The following is a 23,096-nucleotide window of genomic DNA, read 5'->3' on the forward strand; positions in this document are numbered from 1 at the left end:
CGTTTACGCGAGACTCTCGCTGCATTCACGCAGCCGTGCTTTAAGTTTCGCATACTCTTCTACAACGTAGCGCTCTGCTGCCGCCTGATCGGTAATCGCCTCTACCCGTACCGCACAGTACTTGTATTCTGGGGTCTTAGTGATGGGGCTGAGATTTTCCGTGACCAGTTCGTTACAGGCGCCAATCCACCAGTGGTAGGTCATGTAAATGGCCCCTTTGTTTGGCCGTTCGCTCACTTTCGCCCGGGTAATAATCCGCCCCTTACGCGAATTCACCCACACCAGCGCTTCATCGACAATGCCTAAACGCGCCGCGTCGGCGGTGTTGATCTGCGCATAGCCCGGTTCATCCGCCAGCGTAGAAAGCGCCGAACAGTTCCCGGTCATCGAGCGACATGAGTAGTGGCCCACTTCGCGTACCGTGGAGAGCACCATGGGAAATTCCTCGGTCAATTTGTCGATCGGCGCCACCCAGTCGCAGGTGAAAAACTGCGCCAGCCCGTCTGGCGTGGAGAAACGATCTTCGAACAGCCATGAGGTACCCTTATCCGCTGGAGATTCATCGCGACACGGCCACTGCACGTACCCCAGTTCACCCATTTTCTCATAGGTGGCGCCGAAGAAATCCGGACACAAATGGCGCATTTCATCCCAGATTTCCTGCGTGTTACGGTAGTGCATCGGATAACCCATGCGGGTGGCGATTTCGCTGACGATCTGCCAGTCGGTTTTCAGATCCCACTGTGGCTCCACCGCTTTAAAGAAGCGCTGGAACCCCCGGTCGGCGGCGGTATAAACCCCTTCATGCTCGCCCCACGATGTGGAGGGCAGGATGACGTCGGCCGCGGCCGCGGTTTTGGTCATGAAAATATCCTGCACAATCACCAGCTCCAGCGTCTCAAACGCCTTACGCACCGCCGACAGCTCGGCGTCGGTTTGCAGCGGATCTTCCCCCATGATGTACGCCGCACGGACTTCGCCGTGTGCCGCCCGGTGCGGTAGCTCGCTGATGCGATACCCGGTATGCGCCGGCAGGCTCTCAACCCCCCAGGCTTTGGCGAACTTCTCGCGATTTTCGGCCTCTTTCACGAACTGATAGCCCGGATAAGTATCCGGTAGGGCCCCCATATCACAGGCCCCCTGCACGTTATTTTGCCCGCGAACCGGGTTGACGCCGACGCTCGCTTTGCCAAGATTACCGGTCATAATCGCCAGGCTGGTCAGCGCGCGTACCGTTTCTACTCCCTGAAAGAACTGGGTGACACCCATGCCCCATAAAATCGTGGCCGTTGCCGCGCTGGCGTACAGTCGCGCGCAGGCGCGAATGTCCTGCGCGCTAATGCCGGTAATCTCTTCAACCGATTCCGGGGGATAGCCTTCGACAATTTTACGGTACTCCTCAAAGCCTTCAGAACGCTGGGCAACAAATGATTTATCGTAAAGATCCTCCGCAATGATGACGTGGGCAATGGCGTTCAACAGCGCGATATTAGAGCCGTTTTTAAGCGCCAGGTGCATATCGGCGATGCGGGCGGTTTCAATACGCCGTGGATCGCAAACGATAATTTTTGCGCCATTTCGCTTCGCATTAAGCACATGCCTGGCAACGATAGGGTGAGAATCTGCCGGGTTGTAGCCGAAGATAAACACCAGTTCGCTGTTATCAATTTCAGTGATGGCATTGCTCATAGCGCCGTTTCCGACCGACTGGTGCAGACCTGCAACCGAAGGGCCGTGTCAGACGCGCGCGCAGCAGTCAACGTTATTCGTACCGATAACCGCGCGGGCGAATTTTTGCATCACATAGTTGGTTTCGTTGCCGGTCCCCCGTGAAGAACCGGTGGTTTGAATGGCATCAGGGCCATATTTCGCTTTCATCTCGCTAAGCCGCGTGGCGACGTAATCCAGCGCTTCATCCCACGAGACGGCTTCCAGCTTGCCGCCGCGCTGGCGGCGTATCATCGGCATTTGCAGGCGCGGCGTCAGAATGCGGGTATCGTGGACAAAATCCCAGCCGTAGTAGCCTTTCAGGCACAGCGTACCCTGGTTGTTTTTGCCCATCGCCGCCTCGGCGCGAACGATCCGCCCGCCCTCAACCATCAGTTGCAGCTTGCAGCCAGCGGCACAGTAAGGGCAGACAGTGGTCACTTTCTTCATCATGGCTTTCCTGATAATGGTGACATCCTAAAACAACAGCCAAAAATCAAAGCGGCTGCTGACCCCAAAGGCAATGGCGTGCTGGACGGCGGGCAGGGTCATTAACGCCAGCACCAGCAACGCCAGTATGATTCGGTTTTGCATTATTCTCCCCCGCTGTGCTGTGGCTGTTGGCCCTTCTGTACCTTGCGCAGCAGCAGCCACATTCGAACGGTGCGTACCGCCATATTTCGTGCCGCGGCGCTCGGCGGCAGCGGATCGGGTTCCGGAATATCGTGAGAAATACGCAGTGGCACGCTGCCGTTGAGCGTCAGGTTGGCGACGATTGCCGTGAGCGTCCCGATGGTAATACCGCTGTGGAGGAACAGCTGCATCATCGGCGGGAACTGGGTAAACAGGTTGGGTACCAGGACCAGCATCATGCCCAGACCAAGCGTCAGTGCTACCACCATGCCATTGTTATTGTTACGGTAGTCGACCTGGCCAAGGGTACGAATACCGGAGACGGCGACCATGCCAAACATCACGATCCCGGCGCCGCCCAGGATCGGTTTGGGGATCAGCACAACCAGCGCGGCCATTTTCGAGAACAGGCCCATCAAAATGAGAATCGCCCCAGAGACCGATACCACAAAGCGGCTGCGTACGCCGGTCAGGCCGATTAGGCCGACGTTCTGCGCAAAAGCGGCATAGGGGAAAAGGTTGAAGAAGCCGCAAATGGTGGTGGCCAGCCCGCAGGTGTTCAGGCCGTTGCGTAGCATGGTGGCATCCACTTTCTTACCGACGATATCGCCGGTGGCCATAATCGAGGACATGGTTTCCACCATCACCACGACCATGACCATGGACAGCAGGGCGACGGGAACGATATGAAACTCAGGGCGGGCAAACTGCATGACCAACGGCAGATGCAGCCACGGGGTGGCGTTCACCAGGTGAAAGTCGAGCGGCTTGAAGAAGCTCCAGAGGATAGTGCCAATAATCAGCCCGATCAGCACCGCCGTGTTTTTGACCACCCCGGTGGCGAAGGTGTACAGGTTGAGAATGATGACCAGCGTAATCGCGGCCATCAGCAGGGAAAACAGGTCGCCGAAGCCTTGCATTTCACTGCTCCCGCCGCCGATCCACCCGCCGGCCACCGGCATAATCGACAGGCCAATCAGCGTGACAATACTGCCCATCACCACCCTGGGAAAGAAACGAATCAGGCGACTAATCCACGGCGCGCAGCAGAGGATAAAGATCCCTGAGACAATTACCGAACCGGAAATAGCACCGATACCGTACTCTTTGCCAATCAGCACCATCGGGATCAGCGCGGCGAAGGTGCAGCCCTGAATCAGCGGCAACCGGCAGCCGAGCCAGGGACGAATCCCCATCGACTGGACGATGGTTGCCGCGCCGCAGATAAACAGATCGGCGCTAATCAATAGAATGATGTGCTCGGCGGGTAGGCCAACGGCGTTGCCCACCACCAGAGGAACGGCCACCGCACCGGCGTACATCACCAGCACGTGCTGCAGTCCGTAGAGAATCATTTGCGTTACCGGCAAAACCTCATCGACCGGCGCCGTTGAAGCCGTCGAGCGTGAGGCAGGAATGGCTGAATCTTTCATGAGGTGGTTATCTCCTTTACGACTTTCGCCTGGTTGAGAGCGGAAGTTACGATTCGAAGGCAGTTGCCTCCCTGAACTGATGTCGTCATCAGCGTGATGCGCGCACGGCGAAAACTATGCGTAAGCTGTGCCAGAATTAACCGTTTGGCGGAGCAAAGAATATTTTTGTGAATGGAGTCACGACTTGTTGGATATAACTACGCGGTGGTGAAACAGGAATGAAAGGGGAATAAATGCCCGGCTATCACTATGAGAGTAAGTCTCTCATTTTGGTATCGAATAAGATAAAAGACGCCGACGCGGAAAAATGAGAATAATTGTTTATTTGACCTGCATCGCAAAAAATAACCCCAGCAGACGTGAAACCAAAAATGCGCCTGAATATTGCATCGCGACCCTTGATGAATATCTGAATAATAAAAGGGAAGCCAATGAACCGATTTATTGTGGCTGATGCCACCCGCTGTATTGGTTGTCATGCCTGCGAGGTTGCTTGCGTGACCGCCCATCATCAGGATAACTGGCCGCTGCAGCGCCGCGATTTCATGCCGCGCATTCACGTTGTTTTCCACCGTAAAGAGAGCCGTACCGCCACTTGCCACCACTGTAACGACGCTCCCTGCGTGGCGTCCTGCCCAACTGAGGCGCTCTATTTCGCTAACAACAGCATTCAGCTGAAGCAGGAAAAATGTATTGGCTGTAAGAACTGCGTCATCAGCTGTCCGTTCGGGGCTATCGAAATGGTCGCCGCCAATGAAGACGCGCCGCAGCTGGCGCAGAAATGCGACCTGTGCAGCGAACACCCCAGCGGCCAACCGGCCTGCGTGGCCACCTGCCCAACGCAGGCGCTGCGCCTGATGGATGAGCAACAGCTTGAAAAGATGCGCCGCGAGCGGCAGACGCGTACCGTACTCGGGCAGACGGTGCAGCCGCGCCAGCCGCGGCTTCGTGAAATGTTCCTCGCTAAACCCCCTCGCTTCGGGGCGCAAAAAGTCGACGCAGCGCTGCGCAAAACGCATTTCGAGGAGATTTACTACGGCCTGGGCTGCTCAGAAGCCGAATATGAGAGCGAACGCTGCCTGAGCTGCGCGCAGAAAGCGTGGTGCAACTGGACCTGCCCGCTGCATAACCACATTCCCGATTTCATTCGCCTGGTTAATGAAGGAAAAATCATTGAAGCGGCGGAGCTGTGCCATCAGAGCAGCTCATTGCCGGAAATTTGTGGCCGCGTTTGCCCGCAGGATCGTTTATGCGAAGGGGCCTGCACACTGAAAAACGAGGGGGGCTCGGTGGCGATTGGCAATCTCGAACGCTACATCACCGACACCGCGTTTGCTATGGGCTGGCGTCCGGAGGTGGCTGGCGTGACGCCGCGCAAGGAGCGGGTTGCCATTATTGGCGCGGGGCCTGCGGGGCTGGGCTGCGCCGATATTCTGGTGCGTGCAGGGGTACAGGTGGATGTCTTTGATAAGCATCCGGAAATTGGCGGCCTGCTGACGTTTGGCATCCCACCCTTCAAGCTGGATAAAGGGATCCTTGGCATGCGCCGGACGATCTTCAGCGAAATGGGCATTCAATTTCATTTAAACCAGGAAGTTGGGCGTGATATCGACTTTCACGATTTGGTCGCCAATTACGATGCGGTATTCCTCGGCGTCGGCACCTATGGCCTGATGGCCGCGGGGCTGGAGGGTGAAGACGCGCCTGGCGTGGTCCAGGCGCTGCCGTTCCTGATCGCCAGCACCCGCGAGGTGATGGGGCTTGAAGAGAGCGCGGAGTATCCGCTTGTTGATATTCAGGACAAGCACGTGGTGGTGCTTGGCGGCGGCGATACCGCGATGGATTGCCTGCGTACGGCGGTGCGGCGCGGGGCCGCGAGCGTGACCTGCGCCTATCGTCGCGACGAGCTGAGCATGCCCGGCTCAATAAAAGAGGTGGTCAACGCGCGGGAGGAGGGTGTGGAATTCCAGTTCAACGTCCAGCCGCAGTATATCCAGCGCAACCGTAAGGGGCAGGTCAGCGCGATCGGCATGATTCGCACCGACATGGGAGAACCTGGGGCGGATGGCCGCCGCCGTCCAAGGCCGATTGTGGGCTCCGGCTTTGAGATACAGGCGGATGTCCTGATCATGGCATTTGGTTTCCAGGCTCACGATATGCCATGGCTACGCGGCCACGGCGTTCAGCTGGACCGCTGGGGGCAGATCCGGACCGGCGGCAGCGGTCGCGGCACCACGCAAACCAGCAACGACAAGATTTTTGCCGGCGGTGACGCGGTACACGGCGCTGACCTGGTGGTCACGGCGATGGTGGCGGGGCGTCAGGCCGCCAGTGAAATGCTGACGTTGTTTAACAGCAAGGAGGGGGCATGACCAGCTTTATCATGGCCAACCCGGCGTCCTGCATTGGCTGTCGCACCTGCGAGATTGCCTGCGCGCTGGAACATGCCACAGAACATGCGGCGTTCGCGCCGCGCTTAACGGTGCTGCGTTTGAATACGCTTAGCGTGCCGGTAATGTGTCATCAGTGTGAAAATGCCCCCTGCGTGGGGGCGTGCCCAGTGGGCGCATTAACCATGGGGGACGAGCGGGTGGAAGCCGATGTCGCCCGCTGTATCGGCTGTCAGAGTTGCGTGTTGGCCTGTCCGTTTGGCGTGATTAGCGTCGAGGTGGCGAAATATAAATCAGCGACGATTGTGAAGTGCGATCTCTGCCACGGGCGCGAACGCGGCCCGGCCTGTATTGACGTCTGCCCAACGGCGGCGTTAAGTAAAATCACCGGCGAGGCGCTGGCGGAAATGCAAAAGCAGCGCAAGATAACCACCGCATTCTGACGTTATAGCCAGGCCCGGCCCGCATGCGCGACCGGGCCTGATGTTGTGGTTCAGTCTAGTCCATCCATCCGTTTCCACATCTTCACCGCCACCTTACGCGCTTCGGCAAAAATCGGCTCGCAGTCGAAGGTAAACTGGCGGTTTTCATAGACCATCACGCCGTTGACCATCACGCTGTGTACGCTGCCCGATCCCATGCCAAAGGCGATATGCCCGGCGATGTTTTCCGCCAATAACGGGGTAGGCGGCAGATAGTCGCAGACGGTGAGATCCGCTTTATATCCCGCTGCAATACGGCCAAACTGCGCATTGAAGTTGCGGCTGAGTAGTGTATTACCGTTGCTGAGCGCCCGGGCAAAACTGTCTGGCCAGAGCGGGCCACCGGCGTCGCGATGCTTGAAGAACGCGAACTTAAGCTCTTCAAACATATCGGAACCGATGCCGTCGGTGCCCAGCGCCAGGTTGCGGTAGGTGGTCAGCTTGTGGTTGTAACCCACGTGGTTATTCATGTTTGAACGCGCGTTATGCACCAGGAAACCGTCGCGTTCGTTCAGTAAGGCGATATCGGCGTCGGAGAGATACAGGCCGTGAGCGATCAGCGTCTTAGGGCCGATCAGGTCAAATTCCGCCAGGCGAACCAGCAGATCCTTAGCGTAGTGATGATGACTATGCGAGACGTCATAGCTGTCCTCCGCCGCGTGGATATGCAGCCCGCGGCCGGTCGCCTTCACTGCTTCGCTTAGCATCGATAAACCAGCATCGGTGACGGTAAACGGTGCATGCGCGCCGATATGCGCCTCGACCAGGTATGGCGCATTCCCCGCTTCGCGCGCGTGGTCAATTTCGCGAGCAAAGCGGATATTTTCTTCTACGCTGGCCTGTAGCTCCTGCTGGCCACCGTTGCGATCGGTGGTTTCAAAGCAGGTCATGCCGCGCAGGCCCACCTTCAGGAACGCGTTACGGAGCTGGCTCAGTGAGCCGGCAATGTAGTTCGGCGAGGCATGATGATCGATGACCGCCGTGCAGCCGCTGCGAATCGCCTCCATGGCGCAGATAAGCCCGCTGTAGTACAGCGACTCTTCGTCCAGCGCGCGGTCTAGCCGCCACCATAGGTTTTTCAGCGTCGAGATAAAGTCCGGGCTCGGGGCGATATTGGCCTGAATGCCGCGCGATAATCCCGAATAGAAGTGGTTGTGGGAACAGACCATTCCCGGCATCACCAGCTTGCCGTGCATCTCCTTTATTTTTGCCTGCGGGTATTGATGGCCAAGATCGTGACCGACCGCGACGATGTCCGTATTTTCGATTACGATGTCGACATTTTCCTGCACCATTGCCGGATAGAGTTGGGCGATGGTGGCGCTTTTTAGCATTAGCTGACTCATACTTCAACGGCCCCCAGAAGATAGTGGTGATGGCAATAGACATGGCTGATGATGCGGCACATGGCTTCCAGCTGCGGTGGTATCTGGTTGAACTGCCCGCCATCGTCGAACGTCAGCAGCCAGGTTTGATCGTTCTGGCGAATATGGACGCGATTCCCATCGACCAGGAAGCCCGGATTGCTGCTGTTGCTGAAATCCTGCGGCAGGCTGAAGACGGTAATTTTGTCCTTATACGGTTTACCCTGCCACGGACAGAACTGGGCGCAGTTGCCGCATTCGTTGCAGTAGGCGTCGAGGTGCAGCGTCTGAAAGCGGTTTTCGAAACCGGGTACGGCAATCGACACGTTGGCGCGGTTCGGGCAAACGTCCACGCATTTACTGCACACATAGTTGCATTCCAGACAGCGTGCGGCTTCCTGAGCAACGAACGCGTCGCGATCGTCTTTGCCTACGTTGGCGACCACAATGGCGCCTTTACGCCGGTACACTTCAGCGGGATCTACGTTGTTCCAGTGCTTGTCGCCATGATGGCTGCGGATATTTTCCCGCGCCAGAATCGTCTCCGTTGCCCGGCGAGCGTTGCCGATGGCGGAAACAATTGAAGACGGTCCACGCTGAACGTCGCCAATCAGGAATACACCCGGTTTTTGGGTTTCACCATCGGCGTTCACTTCCGGCCAGCCGTGGGCGTCCAACGGAATGCCCATCGCGGCCAGCGCATCGCCGTCCTGTTGTTCACCAATGGCGGTAATCAACGTGTCGACCCGTAACGTACAGGTTTCTGCTGTCTCTACCGGGCGGCGACGGCCTTTTTCATCGATATCGCCCAGCGCCATTACGCGTACGGTTAGCGTACCGTCGGCATCGAATCGCTCTGGATTATTGAGGAAGCGGAAGGTGACACCATCGTGTACGGCTTCTTCATACTCTTCACGCCAGGCTGGCATCTCCTGCTGCGAACGGCGGTAGATGACGGTCGCTTGCTCAACGCCCGGTACGCGTAAGGCCGCACGCGCGCAGTCCATCGCGGTATTCCCCGCGCCAACGATAGCCACGTGCTTACCTAACTGCAGGTTCTCGCCCCGGTTATATTCACGCAGGAAGGACAACGATTTACGCACGTTCGGGTTATCACCCTGGAGCTTCACGCCGCTGTTTTTATCGGTGCCAGTGCCGACCAGAACGTAGCGGAATCCCTGTTGCTGGAGCTTTTCCACCGTCAGGTGGGGATCGCAGCCGTAGACAATATTGACGCCGTGACTCACCACAAAGTCGATATCCTGCTGGATAAGCTCTCCGGGGATACGGAACTGAGGAATTATGTTGCGCACCACGCCACCGGCGTTAGCTTCGCGTTCGAATAACGTGACACTGTAACCTTCGCGCGCAAGGAAATATCCGGCGGCCAGACCTGCGGGTCCCGCGCCGATCACCGCAACCGGGTGCTGGGTGTCTGAACCGGCGGGTTTATGCCAGCGACGCTGATAGTCATCCCAGCCTTTTTCGAGGGCGATTTTCTTCAGTTCACGAATGTTCAGTGCGCTGTCGTAGTCGAGGCGCGTACAGTTGTACTGGCACTGATGGTCGCAGATATGTCCGGTAATCGCCGGCAGCGCGTTGCGTTGATAGATAAGCTCCAGCGCGTCAACGTAGCGCTGTTCGCCCATCAGCCGAATGTACTCGGGGATATCCTGCTTGATAGCACACGCGCTGACGCAGGGGGCGACGTAGCAGTCGGTCAACGGCAGCTTTTCACCCACATCAATCCGGTCGTCCGGTTTCCAGTGCTTCTGGGTATACTCCATGCTGACCGCTTTTTCCGCCAGCGCGTTCAGGCGCTTAACGTCGACCTGCGTCATCTGCCAGCCGTCGGCCTGTTCCAGCTCGCGCATACATTCGCTTAAGCGCAGATAGCCGCCGGGTTTCAGCAGATCGGTTGCCATGGTGATCGGGCGAATGCCGGTCTCGAAAATGTCGCGGATGTTGAGCTGGCTCGCGCCGCCGGAATAAGAAATCGGCAGCTTTCCGTCAAACTCGCGCGACAGCAGGGCGGCGACGTTGATCGACAACGGGAACAGCGCGCGCCCGGACATGTACATCTCCTCGCCGGGCAGCGCGCCTTTATTGTTCACCGTACCAAGGGTATTGGTTAACTTCACGCCGAAGCCAAGATTCTTGCTTTTAGCGAGCGACATCAGGCGTTTGAGCATCTCCAGCGCCTGGCCTATTTTCAGGTCGTGGTCAAACGACGCTTCGTTCAGACCAATATAGCCAAAGCCGCAGGTATCGAGAATTTCACGTACCCGTTTGAAGCCCAGCAGCGTCGGGTTAAGTTTCACAAATGTGTTCAGCTGCTTTTCTTCCAGCATGTAGCGGCAGATTGCTTCAATTTCGTCCGGAGGGCAGCCGTGCATCGTAGAAAGCGTCACCCCCTGAACCAGTTTTGCCGGAATGCGGTTCACCAGCGCGGCTTTTTCTGGCTGATGCTGTCGCAGCCAGCGGGTCAGCGTGTCGCAATACCGGGTAAATTTCGGCTGCGATCCCGCGTTCATCATGTTGTCGATAAACTGCTGCATTGGCGGCTGTTTAATGCCCTCAAGGTTATAGCCAACGCTCATATTGAAGATAAACGACTTACCGTCTTTCACCGGCGTCAGCGGCAGGATCTCCTCCAGCAGGTGCAGAATAAACCACGCCTTCAGGTACTCATCCCAGGCTTTCAGCAGGGTAAATTCGGTGGACCATTCAGTGTTGAAGCATTCGTCTTCGGCATCAATACAGGGCTTTTCCAGCTCCAGACGGTCGAGGATTTGTACCGTTTTCAGTTCGATAAACCGCCCGCCGGTGAGCCATGATGTAATAATGTTTTGCGCCAGTTGGGTATGCGGCCCCGCAGCCGGTCCAATCGGCGTGGCGCAGGTTTCACTAAATACGCTCACCTTCTGCGGGGCGTTCGCTGAATAAAACTGCTGCTCCGGAATACCAAAGATGGAACGATGATTCTGGTATTCATCAACAATACGCGTTAAGAGTTCCTCAAACGGAACGGGACGCATGATATCGCCCATAATCCTCTCCTTAGACTTACCTGTAAAATCATAGTGGTCGGCATTGCGATAATTCCGACGGGTAAGGGGAGCTGAGCAACAATCACACCAGAAATTGGACTCATAGACGGAATGGGTGCAAAAATGTGAGGGAAGTCTAAAGTTAAAACGGCTTTAGAAAGAGAAGTTGGGGTCATTGATGAGAATTAAAATCACTCAATAGAAGTACGTTTCTTATTTCTCAAAAACGACAGTGCCCTATCAAATTGATAATATCATTTGCGCAAATCTTTATTTTTATCCTTATTGAGTCGACTAAAATCTTCCGGCGTATCAATATCGAGAATGATCGCTGGATTATTGAGCGTGAGCTGACGACATGGGCCGGTGAGCAGCGACTGGCGTACCGATGCCTGCTTATCTCCGCTTAAACAGCGCCGCAAGTTGCCGGCAGAGGTGAGGATCGGGTGCCCCGGAATCCCGGCGTAATAGGGCATCAGCGTGCCCTCAAAGCGCTGTTGCCACAGACCTTGATAAATATCATCGTCAAGGCATGGCAGGTCTCCGTGGGTGATAAAACAATAATCATGACGTAATGCCTGAACACCCGCTTTCACAGAAGAATAGAGCCCATGGCGGAAGTCAGGATTATAAATCAGCGTCAGGTTCGGGACCGATGAATAACGTGCCATTAGCTCTTGATGGCGAAATCCGGTCACTAAAATAATATGCGAGCAGCAGCGGCGCGCATTTTTAATACTTGCATCAAGTATTGTGCCACCTTGCCAGGGTAACATCATTTTCCATTGTCCCATCCGGGAGGACAGCCCCGCGGCGGTAATAATGCAATCGACCTGCATTTTGGCTCCTGAATATAGAGATAATGCGTAACATGGAAAATATACCGCACGTTGACGAGCTGTTATGTGATTTAAACGCCACTGCCTGCCCTTTGCTGATCGCCGCCGTAGGGGCGGGCGGCAAAACCAGCACCTTATTCTGGCTGGCCGAGCTGTTTCAGCAGGCGGGGCGGCGCGTGTTGCTGACCACCACCACCCACATGTTTGTCCCCCACACGCTGCCGGTGACCCTCTGTCGCGACCCGCAGGCGCTGCCCGCCACGTTCTGGCAGCGGCCGCTGCAGGGGTGTTTTTCTGCATGGCTGCCGGAAGCGGGAAAGGTCAGAGGCTTCACGCCAGCGCAACTGGATGCGCTCATGGCAAGCGGCCAGCCGGACGTCGTGCTGGTAGAAGCTGACGGCGCTCACGGTTTTGCACTAAAAGCGCCGGATGTGCACGAACCTTGCATCCCTTATTCCTGTTGTTGCGTAGTTGCCATTACCGGAGCAGAGATGCTCGGGAAAGCAATTGGGCCAGCCGCTGTCCACCGCTGGCCACTTTTTTCCCGCATCACCGGCGTCAAGGCGCATGACGTGCTGACGTGGCCGATGCTGCATCGCCTGGTTCAGCATCCGGAAGGGGCGTTTAAAGGCGCGCCGACGGGCTGTCGGCGTATCTGGCTGCTCAACCAACTTTCTCAAAATGAGAATTTGCAGCCTGGCAATTTGATAATGAGAAAGGACGTTGACGCTATCTGGGCCGGCTCGGTCCAGTCGCGTCCGGCGATTACGCGCAGACGAGTGAGAAAGTGACTCCATTCGGGGGTAATGAAAGGATATCCATTTGAGGTTGTTATGAATATTTTCTCAGAAGCGGCAAGACTCGAAGCACAAAACCGTCCGTTCGCGCTGGCACAAATCGTCGACAGCCGTGGTTCCACTCCCCGACATTCCGCACAGATGCTGGTTCGTGATGATGGCAGCATTCTCGGCACCATCGGCGGCGGCATGGTTGAACGCCGGGTGATTGATGAAGCGCTTGATGCCCTGCGTGAAAAGGCCTCGCGCATGTTTCATGGCCGAATGGCGCGCTCCGGGGCCGATGCGGTGGGCTCGGACTGCGGCGGCGCGATGTCGGTGTACATCAGCGTTCATGGACTGCGTCCCAGGCTGGTGTTAATTGGTGCCGGGCACGTGAATCGCGCCGTAGCTCACAGCGCTGCGCTGCTCGGTTTTGAACTCGCGGTGGCGGATATTTATCAGGAAAGCCTCAATCCTGAACGTTTCCCGCCGTTAACCCAGCTGGTGCACGCCGAGAGCTTTGGCGCGGCCATCGATAAACTGGCCGTTCAGCCAGATAACTATGTCCTGATCGCCACCAATAACCAGGATCGCGAAGCGCTGGATAAGCTGGTCGAACTGCCTGCTGCCTGGCTGGGGCTGCTGGCCAGCCGTCGCAAGGTACAGGTGTTTTTACGCCAGCTGCGCGAAAACGGCGTCGCGGAGGAGCATATCGCCCGTCTGCACGCGCCGGTGGGCTACAACATTGGTGCTGAGACGCCGAATGAAATCGCCATCAGCGTGCTGGCGGAGATCTTACAGGTCAAAAATAACGCGCCGGGCGGGCTGATGATGGCCAGCGACTCTCCCACGCAGCCGCTGCAGGTAGCCATTCGCGGGGCGGGGGATATTGCGACGGGTGTGGCGCTGCGGCTGTGGCACGCCGGTTTTAAAGTGGTGATGCTGGAGGTGGAGAAACCGACGGTGATCCGCCGTACCGTGGCCTTTGCCCAGGCGGTTTTTGACGGAGAAATGACGGTAGAAGGCGTGACCGCCCTCCGCGTCGGTTCCGTCCAGGAGGCGATCCAGGTGGCGGATAACGGTGTGATTCCAGTGTTGGTTGATCCGCTGTGTGAATCTCTGCGCGAGCTGAATCCTGGCTGTGTGGTCGATGCCATCCTCGCGAAAGAAAATCTGGGTACCCACTGCGGGCTGGCGCCGTCGGTCATTGCGCTGGGGCCGGGCTTTTACGCGGGTATCGACTGCCATGCGGTGATTGAAACCAACCGTGGGCACTGGCTGGGTCAGGTTATCTATCAGGGCCGCGCGCAGGATAACACCGGCGTACCGGGTAACATTATGGGGCATACCGCAAAACGGGTGATCCGCGCGCCTGGCGCGGGGGTGATGCGCTCGCGCGTGAAGTTAGGCGATATCGTCAGTGAGGGCGACGTGATTGCCACCGTAGGCGAGACGGAGATTCGGGCACCGCTCAGCGGCATGGTGCGCGGGCTACTGAGCGATGGTCTGGTGGTGGATATTGGTTTTAAAATCAGCGATATCGATCCACGCGGCGATAAGGCTGACTACACCAGCGTATCGGATAAGGCGAGGGCGATTGGTGGTGGCGTGCTGGAAGCGCTAATGACGCTGACAAACCAGCGTATTAAACAGCAAAACCGTCGCCCGGTTGAGGCGTAAGCCAACGCCGGGGCGGCTTAAAGCCTGCCCCGGCGTCACTTCGTGCGGCCGGACGACGTTTACCCCTCGATAATCGTGCCGGTTATTCCTTCTATACCTTCTTTCGCTTTGCTCAATACGGTAATCAATGCTTTACGCCCTGGACGAGAGCGGGCAAAGGAGGCGGCGGCCTCCACTTTCGGCAGCATAGAGCCTTTGGCAAAGTGGCCCTCGGCAATAAAACGGTCGGCATCGCCTAAGGTGAGTTTATCCAGCCACTGTTCGTTGGGTTTACCAAAGTTAATCGCCACTTTCTCCACTGCGGTCAAAATGATGAGCATATCGGCATCAATCATCGCCGCCAGCTTCGCACTAGCCCAGTCTTTATCAATGACCGCGCTGGCGCCGCGAAGATGATTCCCCTCGCGGATCACCGGGATCCCGCCGCCGCCAGCGGTGATCACCACATGGCAGGCATCTATCAACGCCTTCACCGTCTCTTTTTCAATAATATCGACAGGCTGAGGCGAGGCGACCACGCGACGATATCCGCGCCCGGCGTCTTCTTTCAGGATATCGCCTTTCAGGGCCAGCTGTTCCGCTTCTTCTTTGCTAAAGAAGGAACCGATAGGCTTGGTTGGGTTGCTGAACGCCGGATCGTTGGCGTCGACCTCCACCTGGGTAATCAGCGTGGCGACCGGAATATGCATATTGCGCGACAACAGCTCCTCGCGCAGCGCATTTTGCAGGTCATAACCGATATAGCCCTGGCTCAGCGCCACGCACACCGACATTGGCAGCATTGGGGTATGGGCATCGGTTTTGGCGGCCGCTTCAAACGCCAGGTTGATCATCCCGACCTGTGGGCCGTTGCCGTGCGTCACTACCACCTGGTGGCCTTGCGCAATCAGGTCGACGATGGCCTGCGCGGTTTGTTTAACGGCCTGCATTTGCCCGGCCAGGTCGTCGCCCAGCGCGTTTCCGCCCAGCGCGAGTACGATTTTTTTACTCATGACATCCTCTCTTTAAGATGATATTCCGCTCATGGGGATCGGAGCGGAAGAAAAAGGGGCGCGACGCAGGAAACGGCCCTGTCCGGCGACGCCGCTAAAGGTCCCGTTGTTGAAAATCACCCGGCCGTGCGACAGCGTCTGACGAATGGAGCCCTGACAGATAAATCCTTCCCACGGTGAATAGTCGGCGTTGTCGTGCAGCATTTCGTGACGAATAGTGGTGGTGCGGCGCGGGTCGATAATCACCACGTCGCCATCCGCGCCAGGCGCCAGCACGCCTTTTTGCGGCCACAGGCCGAACAGTTTTGCCGGGTTGGCGCTGGTGAGCGCCACAAAATGCTCGGGCGTGATGCGTCCGGTCATTACCCCGTGGGAAAACAGCAGCAGCAGACGGTTTTCCACCCCCGGCAGGCCGTTCGGGCAGCGGCTAAAATCGCCTTTCGATAAATGCTGGCGCTGGGCCATCGAAAAAGCACAGTGGTCTGTGGCCATCACATCGATCGAACCGTCGCTCACCCCACACCATAGCGCGTCATTGTTACTGGCGTTGCGCAGCGGCGGGCTGAGCAGATACTTCAGCGCATCCTCGCGTTCATAGCAGCGGTCATCGAGCAGCAGATACTGTGGGCAGGTTTCAACCCATACCTGCTGATGACGTGAACGCGCCAGCTTCAGGTACTCCAGCCCCAGCCCGTTCGACAGATGCACAATGTACAGCGGCGCGTTACCGGCGAGCTGTGCGAGGTTAATCATGCGGGCGATAGCCTCTGCCTCGCACTCCAGCGGCCGACTCAGGGCGTGATAGCGCGGTGCGGTTTTTCCCTGCGCCAGAAACTCCGAGCGTTTACGGGCAATGGCCGCGTCGTTTTCCGGGTGTACGGTGGTGAGCGCGCCGGCGGCGTGCAGATGACGCATCGCCTGTAGCACATCGTCGTCGCTCAGTTTGTACTGGTAGGTTAAATAGAGCTTAAAGCTGCTGATCCCCGCATCGACCATCATGGGAATTTCATCGAGAATGGCGTGGTTGATGTGCTGAATGACGCCGTGAAAGCTGTAGTCAATCACCGCTTTGTAGGACGCGTAGCCGTGGTAGGTTTCCAGTTGGTGACGTAATCGGCAGCCTGCCGGGCCAAATCCCATATGATCGACGATGGTGGTCGTACCGCCGCAGGCTGCCGCGCGGGTGCCGGTAAAGAAATCGTCACAGCTGCGGGCCAGGCCGGTATCAATATTGAAATGGGTATGAACATCAACGCCGCCGGGCATTACGTAGCAGCCGCTGGCGTCGATCGCTTCGCAGGGTTGTTCAACGGTGATGTTATCGGCCAGCTGGCTAATGAGGCCGTTTTCAATCAGCAGGTCCTGTCTGGCTCGTCCGTCGGCGTTGACGACGGTGCCGTTTTTAATCAGTACGCGCATATAAACTCCAGACTCCCGCCGCGAACGGCGGGAGGAATAGCGGACTACAGTGACTCGGTGGCCAGCCAGCTCAGCGGAATAGCGGCATACATGGCGGCGCAGGTGACCAGGTGAGACTTCCAGGTTTTTTCGTTCGGCGCGTGGGCTTCGGGTTCTTTACCCGGGCCGAAACCAATCACCGGAATGCCGTGACGGCCCATGATTGAGACGCCGTTGGTTGAGAAGGTCCACTTATCCACTACCGGAGCCTTGCCGAAGAGTCCTTCATACGCGTTGCTCAGCGCGCGCACGGTGAAGTGATTCTCTTCCACTTTCCAGGTCGGGAAGTAGCATTCGGTTGGATACACCAGCCCGGTCCACGATGGGCGGTCATAGTTGTACATGGAGACAACCGCACCGGCTTTTTGTACCGCAGGCAGGGCGCGAATTTCGTCCAGCGCACCTTCCCAGGTTTCACCCCAGGTCAGACGACGGTCGATGGAAACGGCGCAGCTGTCGGCGACCGCACAGCGGCTTGGCGAGGTGAAGAAGATTTCCGAGACGGTGAGGGTGCCTTTACCCAGGAATTCATCGTTGCCCAGCTTGTGGGAGAGATCCTGCAGCTCGTTGAGAATCGGCCCCATTTTAAAGATGGCGTTGTCGCCGCGTTCCGGCGCGGAGCCGTGGCAGCTAACGCCAGAAACATCCACGCGGATTTCCATACGCCCGCGCTGGCCGCGGTAAATCTGACAGTCGGTGGGTTCAGTACTGACCACGAACTCCGGACGAATACCGGACTGCTCGATAATATACTGCCAGCACAGCCCGTCGCAGTCTTCTTCCTGCACCGTACCGGTCACCAGCAGGGTGTATTCATCTTCCAGCCCCAGATCCTTGATAATTTTCCCGGCGTAGACCATGGACGCCATCCCGCCTTCCTGGTCCGACGCGCCGCGTCCGCCGATGAGTTCATCGGTTTCCATGCCCTGGTACGGATCGAAGCTCCAGTTTTTGATATTACCGATGCCTACGGTATCGATATGCGCATCCATCGCCACCAGGCGTGGGCCGTGGCCAATATAGCCCAGCACGTTGCCCATAGGGTCGATTTCCACTTTATCGAAGCCGACTTTCTCCATCTCTTCTTTGATGCGGTGCACCACGCGTTTTTCGTCGCAGCTTTCGCTTGGGATGGCGATCATATCGCGCAAAAAGCGGGTCATGTCCTGCTGGTAGTGGTTGGCTTTTTCAACAATCAGTTTAAAAGGAATATGCTTAGCCATGAGGATGTTCTCCAGTTCTTAATTTGTAAGGGTTATTGTGCTGCCGGATGCTTGCCTTCCCAGACGACTTCCCGATAATGCTTCACGTCGGTATCGCCTTCGGTGCTGACGATCAGCACTACGGAGTGGCTATCCAACTGCAGTTTGTTCATCAGCGCATCGCGCTGCGGGTGGTAGTGAACGGCGGCGAGCACGCCAAGACCGACCGCGCCTGACTCTCCGGAAATAACGCGCGGATCGTGGCCGATCGGGTTGCCCAGCACTCGCATACCGAGTGCGGAAACCGCGTCCTGACACGAAATAAACTGGCTCGCGCAGTTGCGCAGGACTTCCCACCCGAGCGGGTTGGGTTCACCGCAGGCAAGCCCCGCCATGATGGTGGCCATATTGCCGCCGACGTTGACGATTTGCCCCTTTAGCCCGGAGCGGTAGAGACAGTCGGCTAGCTCCGGCTCAACGATAACGGAATGCAGGTTACCCGCGCCGTAAACGTCGACCAGATAACCCAGCACGCCGCCGGCCAGCGCGCCCACGCCGCCCTGTAAGAAAACGTGCGTTGGGCAAGCGATGCCCATCGACGACATCTGTTCGACGGCTTCATCAGCCAGCGTGGCGTAGCCCTGCATAATCCAGGTGGGAATTTTGGTGTAACCATCCCATGCGGTGTCCTGGACTACCTCCCAGCCGTTTTTCTGCGCCGTCTGCATGGTGAAGCGCACGGTGTCGTCGTAGTTCATGTCGGTGACGATACATTCCGCGCCCAGACGTAGAATGGCGTCCACGCGTTCTTGTGCCGAACCTTTCGGCATATAGATAACCGCGTTTTGCCCAAGCTGCTGCGCTGCCCACGCAACGCCACGACCGTGGTTACCATCGGTGGTGGTGGCGAAGGTCATTTTCTCTTTAATGCGTGATTTCAGGCCGTCCAGCGACAGTTCGTTGATATCCAGCTGATACTTTTCACACAGCAATTGCGCAATTGCGTAAGAACCGCCGAGCATCTTGAAGGCGTTAAGGCCAAAACGCTGAGACTCATCCTTCACCAGAATTTTGCGCACGCCAAACAGGGCGGCCAGTTCATTCAATGCGTACAGCGGCGTCGGCTGATAGCCGCTAATTTTTTGATGAAAACGGCGCGCCTGTTGCGCAGGCTGGCGCGAGAACAGCGGCGACGCTTCGCCGGTGTAAAAACGGTTATCGGCAATATCCATTTTCAGTGAGAAAGCAGACATACTCTGTCCTTATTCGTCATTACGGGGAGTGATGCTGGCCCTCAGGCCAGCAGGGAAGGCTATTTGATGCGGTTTTGCGCTTCGGCCAGCAGTTGCTCCAGCAACATGCCCGGCTTCGCGTATTTACGGCAGAGGATCATGGCGGCGATGATGTACGGCTTCCAGCTGGCCTCTTTGTAGGTGGCGATACGGTATTTTTCGAACACAGCTTCGGAGACTTCGCCTTCATTGCAGGAGACGCCGGTAATATCCGCTGGCAAGCAGTGCATATACAGCGCCTCGCCGTCGTGGGTTTTTGCCATCATCTCTTCGGTGCAGTGCCAGTCTTTATGCTGGGCGTTCTGCGCCAGGCAGGCTTTCTCCAGCGCCTTCAGACCGTCGCGATCGTTAGCACGCAGTAGCTCAGTACGCTGCTCCATGACCTGATACGGCGCCCAGGATTTCGGGTAGACGATATCAGCATCTTTAAAGGCTTCCGCCATATCCGTCACCTGGCGGAAGCTGCCGCCGGACGCTTTGGCGTTGTTTTTCGCCACTTCAATCACGTCAGGAATAAGGTCGTAACCTTCCGGGTGGGCGAGGGTGACGTCCATACCGAAACGGGTCATCAGGCCAATAATACCCTGAGGTACGGAGAGAGGCTTACCGTAGCTTGGGGAGTAGGCCCAGGTCATGGCGATTTTCTTGCCTTTAAGATCCTCCAGCGACCCAAAATGTTCACGCAACCACGCCAGATCGGCCATCGCTTGCGTAGGGTGGTCAATATCGCATTGCAGGTTAATCAGCGCCGGACGCTGCGGCAGCACACCCTGCTTGTAGCCGTCATCCAGCGCTTCGCCAACCTCACGCATATAGGCATTACCCGCGCCAAGATACATGTCATCGCGAATACCGATAACATCGGCGCAGAAGGAGATCATATTTGCGGTTTCACGCACCGTTTCACCGTGGGCAATTTGCGATTTCCCTTCGTCGAGATCCTGCTGCGCCAGCCCGAGCAGATTTAGCGCTGAGGCATAGGAGAAGCGGGTACGTGTAGAGTTATCACGGAATACCGAAATTCCCAGCCCACTGTTGAACACGTTGGTGGCGATATTTTCCGCACGCAGCGTTTTTAGCGCTTCCGCGACGTCCAGCACCTGCTTGAGCTCATCCGGCGACTGCTCCCATGTCAGCAGAAAATCCTTATCATGCAGATTGGAATTCAGCGTGTTGATATCCTTAATCAGTTCGTTAACAGTTTTCATATTTCAATCCTGGTCGTGAATGACGGGCTTATTGATTGCGGGTTACCGCTGCGGCAAATGCCAGCGCTGATATTTCATTAACAATAAGCGTGCCAATTTCAAAAGGACCTGATTAGCCGCGGATAAAACAGCGGAATTATGGGATGTTTGTCACGAAAAAGAAGCCGCTTTGGCGATGGATAATAAAAAAGACGGCGAGCAGTTTTGTTATATGTTTATTTGTACATGCAGGGTTTTCGTGAAGCAAATGACTCTCGTAAGAGAAGCCCCCCAAATTGATAAAATCAGCATAAAAATTATCATATTGATATGAAAATGTGATACCGCCTCCATAATTGACGCAAGAATCGAAAAAGAGAAGGCCCCAGCATCAATTATTGCTAAGGGCTGCGGTAGTATCATTGCACAGAAATAAACGTTGTCGTTCATCCAGTTAGCGTTCAGTGAGTGATATTATGATACCTTCCAGTTCGTCATCTATTTTGATGCAGATTCAGCCGACCATTCAACGTTTTGCCCGCATGCTCTCCAGCGTACTCCAGCTAGAAGTTGAAATTGTCGATAATACACTGTGCCGCGTGGCCGGTACGGGAAGTTACGGTAAATTCCTGGGCCGTAAATTAAATACAGACTCGCGACTTCTTCGTTACATTATTGAAACAAAAAAAGAGAAGGTGGTGGCCCATTCGCGTTTCGATCCCTTATGCAAAGGTTGTGAGAGTAAAGAAACCTGCAAAGAAAAGGCCTTCCTGGGTACACCGGTGATTTATCAGGAACAGTGCGTTGGCGTTATTAGTCTGATTGCCCTGACGCGCGAGCAGCAGGAAAGAATAAATGATAACATCACCGAGTTTTCCGATTATGTCCGTCACGTCTCTTCCATATTTGTCCCCCGTTTACTTGAGGATCAGAGCGGCTGCGACAATATCCAGAAAATGTTTTTAACGATGCTTGACAATATGGACCAGGGTGTACTGGTTGTAAGTCAGGAGCAGAAAGTCAAATTTGTTAATCAGGCAGCGTTAAAAATCCTTGGGGTGAGCCAGGGGAGTATGGTGGGTAAAGAGATTCATTTTCGGCCTCTGACGTTTGCGCAAAACTTTATTCGCGGTCACGTTCAGCACGTCATTTCTATTGATGATAAGAAAGAGCTAATTATTGGTCAGCTACATGCCATTCAGGATCAATGGCTGTTTCTGATGGCGTTTCATCAATCGCACTCTTCGGCGGAGATTACCGCGCCGCAGGAAGGGCCGCAGATTGAACAGATGGTCGGCGAGTGTCGCCCAATGCGGCAGCTTAAAAAGCTGATTACCCGCGTGGCACCCAGTCCATCAAGCGTGATGATTGCCGGGGAAAGCGGAACCGGTAAAGAGGTGGTTGCTCGTGCGGTGCACAAGCTGAGCGATCGCAAAGATATGCCTTTTATCGCCATCAACTGTGCCGCCATTCCCGAACAGCTACTGGAAAGCGAACTGTTTGGTTATGTGAAAGGGGCCTTCACCGGCGCGTCAGCCAACGGTAAAACGGGGCTGATTCAGGCCGCTAACCATGGGACGCTGTTTCTCGATGAAATTGGCGATATGCCGCTCACTCTGCAAGCCAAGCTGCTGCGGGCCATTGAATCACGCGAGATCCAGCCGGTCGGGGCTAGCCATCCGGTACCGGTGGATATTCGAATTATTTCCGCCACCAATCAAAATCTCGATCGGTTTATCGCCGACGGTAAGTTTCGTGAGGATCTCTACTATCGGCTTAACGTCATTCCGTTACGCCTGCCGCCGCTGCGTGAACGCCAGGATGATATTGAGCTGCTAATTCACTATTTCCTGCATCTGCATACCCGTCGGCTGGAACTGGTGTACCCGGGCGTGGCGCCAGAGGTGATTACGTTGCTGAAAAGCTACCGCTGGCCTGGTAACATTCGTGAGTTAAGCAACCTGATGGAGTACCTGGTCAACGTGGTCCCATCCGGCGAAGTGATCGATCTCTCGCTGCTGCCGCCAAACCTGGTGAGCAGCGGTAAATCCGGCGAACGCGAAGGGACGTCAGGGGCAACGAGGGGCAGAGCCGCGAAAGAAGAGGAGGGCGTAACCGGACTTGAAGAGATGGAACGGCAGATGATACGCGATGCTCTAAGCCGCTATAGCAATAAGAAACAGGCGGCAGACGAATTGGGTATCGGGATTGCCACACTGTATCGCAAGATTAAAAAATACGAGCTGACCGTTATCTAGACTCTGGTCCTGGGATAATGGCTTGTGACAGGGTCGCTTTGTCATAACAGAGGAGGAAAGACCCCAGCAGACTATAGGTGGCTTATCACCTCAATTATCGCATTTAACATAATATACATTATGCGCACCGATATTGTGGCTCCAATATTCTGATGTCACTTTTAACCCATTTAGTGATGTCACTTTTTCTGGCATAAAGGATTGAACCTTATTGCAGTGGAGACACAGACTTCCTGAGTCACTGAAGCTGCGTGTACTTTCTTTGCTTCACGATAACTACAGCGACTTTGGACCAACGCTTGCCGCAGAAAAATTGCGCGAACGCCACAACATCACGGTGTCTGTTGAAA

General features: G+C 56.1%; 15 protein-coding genes and 1 pseudogene. 6 read left to right on the forward strand and 10 right to left on the reverse strand.

Going from position 1 to position 23,096, the window contains the following annotated elements; all coding sequences use genetic code 11:
- Positions 1–3: 3 nt before the first annotated feature.
- Both fdhF and P349_RS14840 read right to left on the reverse strand, forming a co-directional pair.
- Positions 4–2,157 carry a formate dehydrogenase subunit alpha gene (fdhF, locus tag P349_RS14850; protein ID WP_081758195.1) on the reverse strand — a complete coding sequence of 718 codons (2,154 nt, stop codon included), beginning with the start codon at positions 2,155–2,157 and terminating at the stop codon, positions 4–6.
- 143 nt (positions 2,158–2,300) lie between these two features.
- A complete protein-coding gene (locus tag P349_RS14840) occupies positions 2,301–3,773 on the reverse strand; it encodes a nucleobase:cation symporter-2 family protein (protein ID WP_032647264.1) in 1,473 nt (490 codons plus the stop codon).
- A 431-nt stretch (positions 3,774–4,204) separates the two neighbouring features.
- Here P349_RS14840 and ygfT point away from each other — a divergent pair, with 431 nt between their 5' ends.
- Complete coding sequence (gene ygfT, locus P349_RS14835) at positions 4,205–6,145, forward strand: formate-dependent uric acid utilization protein YgfT (protein WP_032647262.1); 1,941 nt, start codon at positions 4,205–4,207, stop codon at positions 6,143–6,145.
- The gene (locus P349_RS14830) at positions 6,142–6,606 is read left to right on the forward strand and encodes a 4Fe-4S dicluster domain-containing protein (protein ID WP_032647259.1); all 465 of its coding nucleotides are present in this window, start codon (positions 6,142–6,144) and stop codon (positions 6,604–6,606) included. The genes ygfT and P349_RS14830 overlap by 4 nt, the downstream gene beginning before the upstream one ends.
- Before the next feature lie 50 nt (positions 6,607–6,656).
- Here P349_RS14830 and ssnA read toward each other — a convergent pair whose 3' ends face one another.
- From ssnA to P349_RS14815, 3 genes are all read right to left on the reverse strand, one after another.
- The gene (gene ssnA, locus P349_RS14825) at positions 6,657–7,991 is read right to left on the reverse strand and encodes a putative aminohydrolase SsnA (RefSeq protein ID WP_032647257.1); all 1,335 of its coding nucleotides are present in this window, start codon (positions 7,989–7,991) and stop codon (positions 6,657–6,659) included.
- Positions 7,988–11,059, reverse strand: coding sequence for a putative selenate reductase subunit YgfK (ygfK, locus tag P349_RS14820; protein WP_032647255.1), 3,072 nt, complete (start codon positions 11,057–11,059; stop codon positions 7,988–7,990). The genes ssnA and ygfK overlap by 4 nt, the downstream gene beginning before the upstream one ends.
- Before the next feature lie 254 nt (positions 11,060–11,313).
- Positions 11,314–11,898 (reverse strand): NTP transferase domain-containing protein, encoded by a 585-nt coding sequence (locus tag P349_RS14815; protein ID WP_032647253.1) that lies wholly within the window; start codon positions 11,896–11,898, stop codon positions 11,314–11,316.
- Positions 11,899–11,930: 32 nt separating this feature from the next.
- Here P349_RS14815 and yqeC point away from each other — a divergent pair, with 32 nt between their 5' ends.
- Positions 11,931–12,689, forward strand: a complete 759-nt coding sequence (gene yqeC / locus P349_RS14810; RefSeq protein WP_032647834.1) for a selenium cofactor biosynthesis protein YqeC — start codon at positions 11,931–11,933, stop codon at positions 12,687–12,689.
- Positions 12,690–12,731: 42 nt separating this feature from the next.
- Positions 12,732–14,357, forward strand: coding sequence for a selenium-dependent molybdenum cofactor biosynthesis protein YqeB (gene yqeB, locus P349_RS14805; RefSeq protein WP_032647251.1), 1,626 nt, complete (start codon positions 12,732–12,734; stop codon positions 14,355–14,357).
- Between the two features lie 59 nt (positions 14,358–14,416).
- Here yqeB and arcC read toward each other — a convergent pair whose 3' ends face one another.
- From arcC to ygeW, 5 genes are read right to left on the reverse strand one after another with little or no spacing between them, the layout of a single operon-like run.
- Positions 14,417–15,349: a carbamate kinase gene (gene arcC, locus P349_RS14800; protein WP_032647249.1), complete on the reverse strand. Its 933-nt coding sequence runs from the start codon at positions 15,347–15,349 to the stop codon at positions 14,417–14,419.
- A gap of 12 nt (positions 15,350–15,361) precedes the next feature.
- Positions 15,362–16,768, reverse strand: a complete 1,407-nt coding sequence (gene hydA / locus P349_RS14795; protein ID WP_032647247.1) for a dihydropyrimidinase — start codon at positions 16,766–16,768, stop codon at positions 15,362–15,364.
- 44 nt (positions 16,769–16,812) lie between these two features.
- Positions 16,813–18,030 carry a YgeY family selenium metabolism-linked hydrolase gene (locus P349_RS14790; protein ID WP_032647245.1) on the reverse strand — a complete coding sequence of 406 codons (1,218 nt, stop codon included), beginning with the start codon at positions 18,028–18,030 and terminating at the stop codon, positions 16,813–16,815.
- A 32-nt stretch (positions 18,031–18,062) separates the two neighbouring features.
- A complete protein-coding gene (gene dpaL, locus P349_RS14785) occupies positions 18,063–19,262 on the reverse strand; it encodes a diaminopropionate ammonia-lyase (RefSeq protein WP_032647244.1) in 1,200 nt (399 codons plus the stop codon).
- 59 nt (positions 19,263–19,321) lie between these two features.
- Entirely contained in the window at positions 19,322–20,509 is a 1,188-nt protein-coding gene (gene ygeW / locus P349_RS14780) for a knotted carbamoyltransferase YgeW (RefSeq protein ID WP_032647242.1), read from the reverse strand.
- Positions 20,510–20,964: 455 nt separating this feature from the next.
- Here ygeW and P349_RS14775 point away from each other — a divergent pair, with 455 nt between their 5' ends.
- A complete protein-coding gene (locus tag P349_RS14775) occupies positions 20,965–22,746 on the forward strand; it encodes a sigma-54 interaction domain-containing protein (RefSeq protein WP_032647832.1) in 1,782 nt (593 codons plus the stop codon).
- A gap of 226 nt (positions 22,747–22,972) precedes the next feature.
- A pseudogene (locus P349_RS26285) lies at positions 22,973–23,096 on the forward strand (ISNCY-like element ISTde1 family transposase); the annotation flags it as partial.

The sequence above is a fragment of the Enterobacter sp. DC4 genome (assembly GCF_000568095.1).
Taxonomy (GTDB): Bacteria; Pseudomonadota; Gammaproteobacteria; order Enterobacterales; family Enterobacteriaceae; genus Enterobacter; species Enterobacter pseudoroggenkampii.

Excerpts from the sequence above, each read along its gene's own strand:
- P349_RS14840 (WP_032647264.1), bottom strand. The coding sequence starts at position 3,773 with ATGAAAGATTCAGCCATTCCTGCCTCACGCTCGACGGCTTCAACGGCG.
- ygfT (WP_032647262.1), top strand. The coding sequence starts at position 4,205 with ATGAACCGATTTATTGTGGCTGATGCCACCCGCTGTATTGGTTGTCAT.
- P349_RS14830 (WP_032647259.1), top strand. The coding sequence starts at position 6,142 with ATGACCAGCTTTATCATGGCCAACCCGGCGTCCTGCATTGGCTGTCGC.
- ssnA (WP_032647257.1), bottom strand. The coding sequence starts at position 7,991 with ATGAGTCAGCTAATGCTAAAAAGCGCCACCATCGCCCAACTCTATCCG.
- ygfK (WP_032647255.1), bottom strand. The coding sequence starts at position 11,059 with ATGGGCGATATCATGCGTCCCGTTCCGTTTGAGGAACTCTTAACGCGT.
- P349_RS14815 (WP_032647253.1), bottom strand. The coding sequence starts at position 11,898 with ATGCAGGTCGATTGCATTATTACCGCCGCGGGGCTGTCCTCCCGGATG.
- yqeC (WP_032647834.1), top strand. The coding sequence starts at position 11,931 with ATGGAAAATATACCGCACGTTGACGAGCTGTTATGTGATTTAAACGCC.
- yqeB (WP_032647251.1), top strand. The coding sequence starts at position 12,732 with ATGAATATTTTCTCAGAAGCGGCAAGACTCGAAGCACAAAACCGTCCG.
- arcC (WP_032647249.1), bottom strand. The coding sequence starts at position 15,349 with ATGAGTAAAAAAATCGTACTCGCGCTGGGCGGAAACGCGCTGGGCGAC.
- hydA (WP_032647247.1), bottom strand. The coding sequence starts at position 16,768 with ATGCGCGTACTGATTAAAAACGGCACCGTCGTCAACGCCGACGGACGA.
- P349_RS14790 (WP_032647245.1), bottom strand. The coding sequence starts at position 18,030 with ATGGCTAAGCATATTCCTTTTAAACTGATTGTTGAAAAAGCCAACCAC.
- dpaL (WP_032647244.1), bottom strand. The coding sequence starts at position 19,262 with ATGTCTGCTTTCTCACTGAAAATGGATATTGCCGATAACCGTTTTTAC.
- ygeW (WP_032647242.1), bottom strand. The coding sequence starts at position 20,509 with ATGAAAACTGTTAACGAACTGATTAAGGATATCAACACGCTGAATTCC.
- P349_RS14775 (WP_032647832.1), top strand. The coding sequence starts at position 20,965 with ATGATACCTTCCAGTTCGTCATCTATTTTGATGCAGATTCAGCCGACC.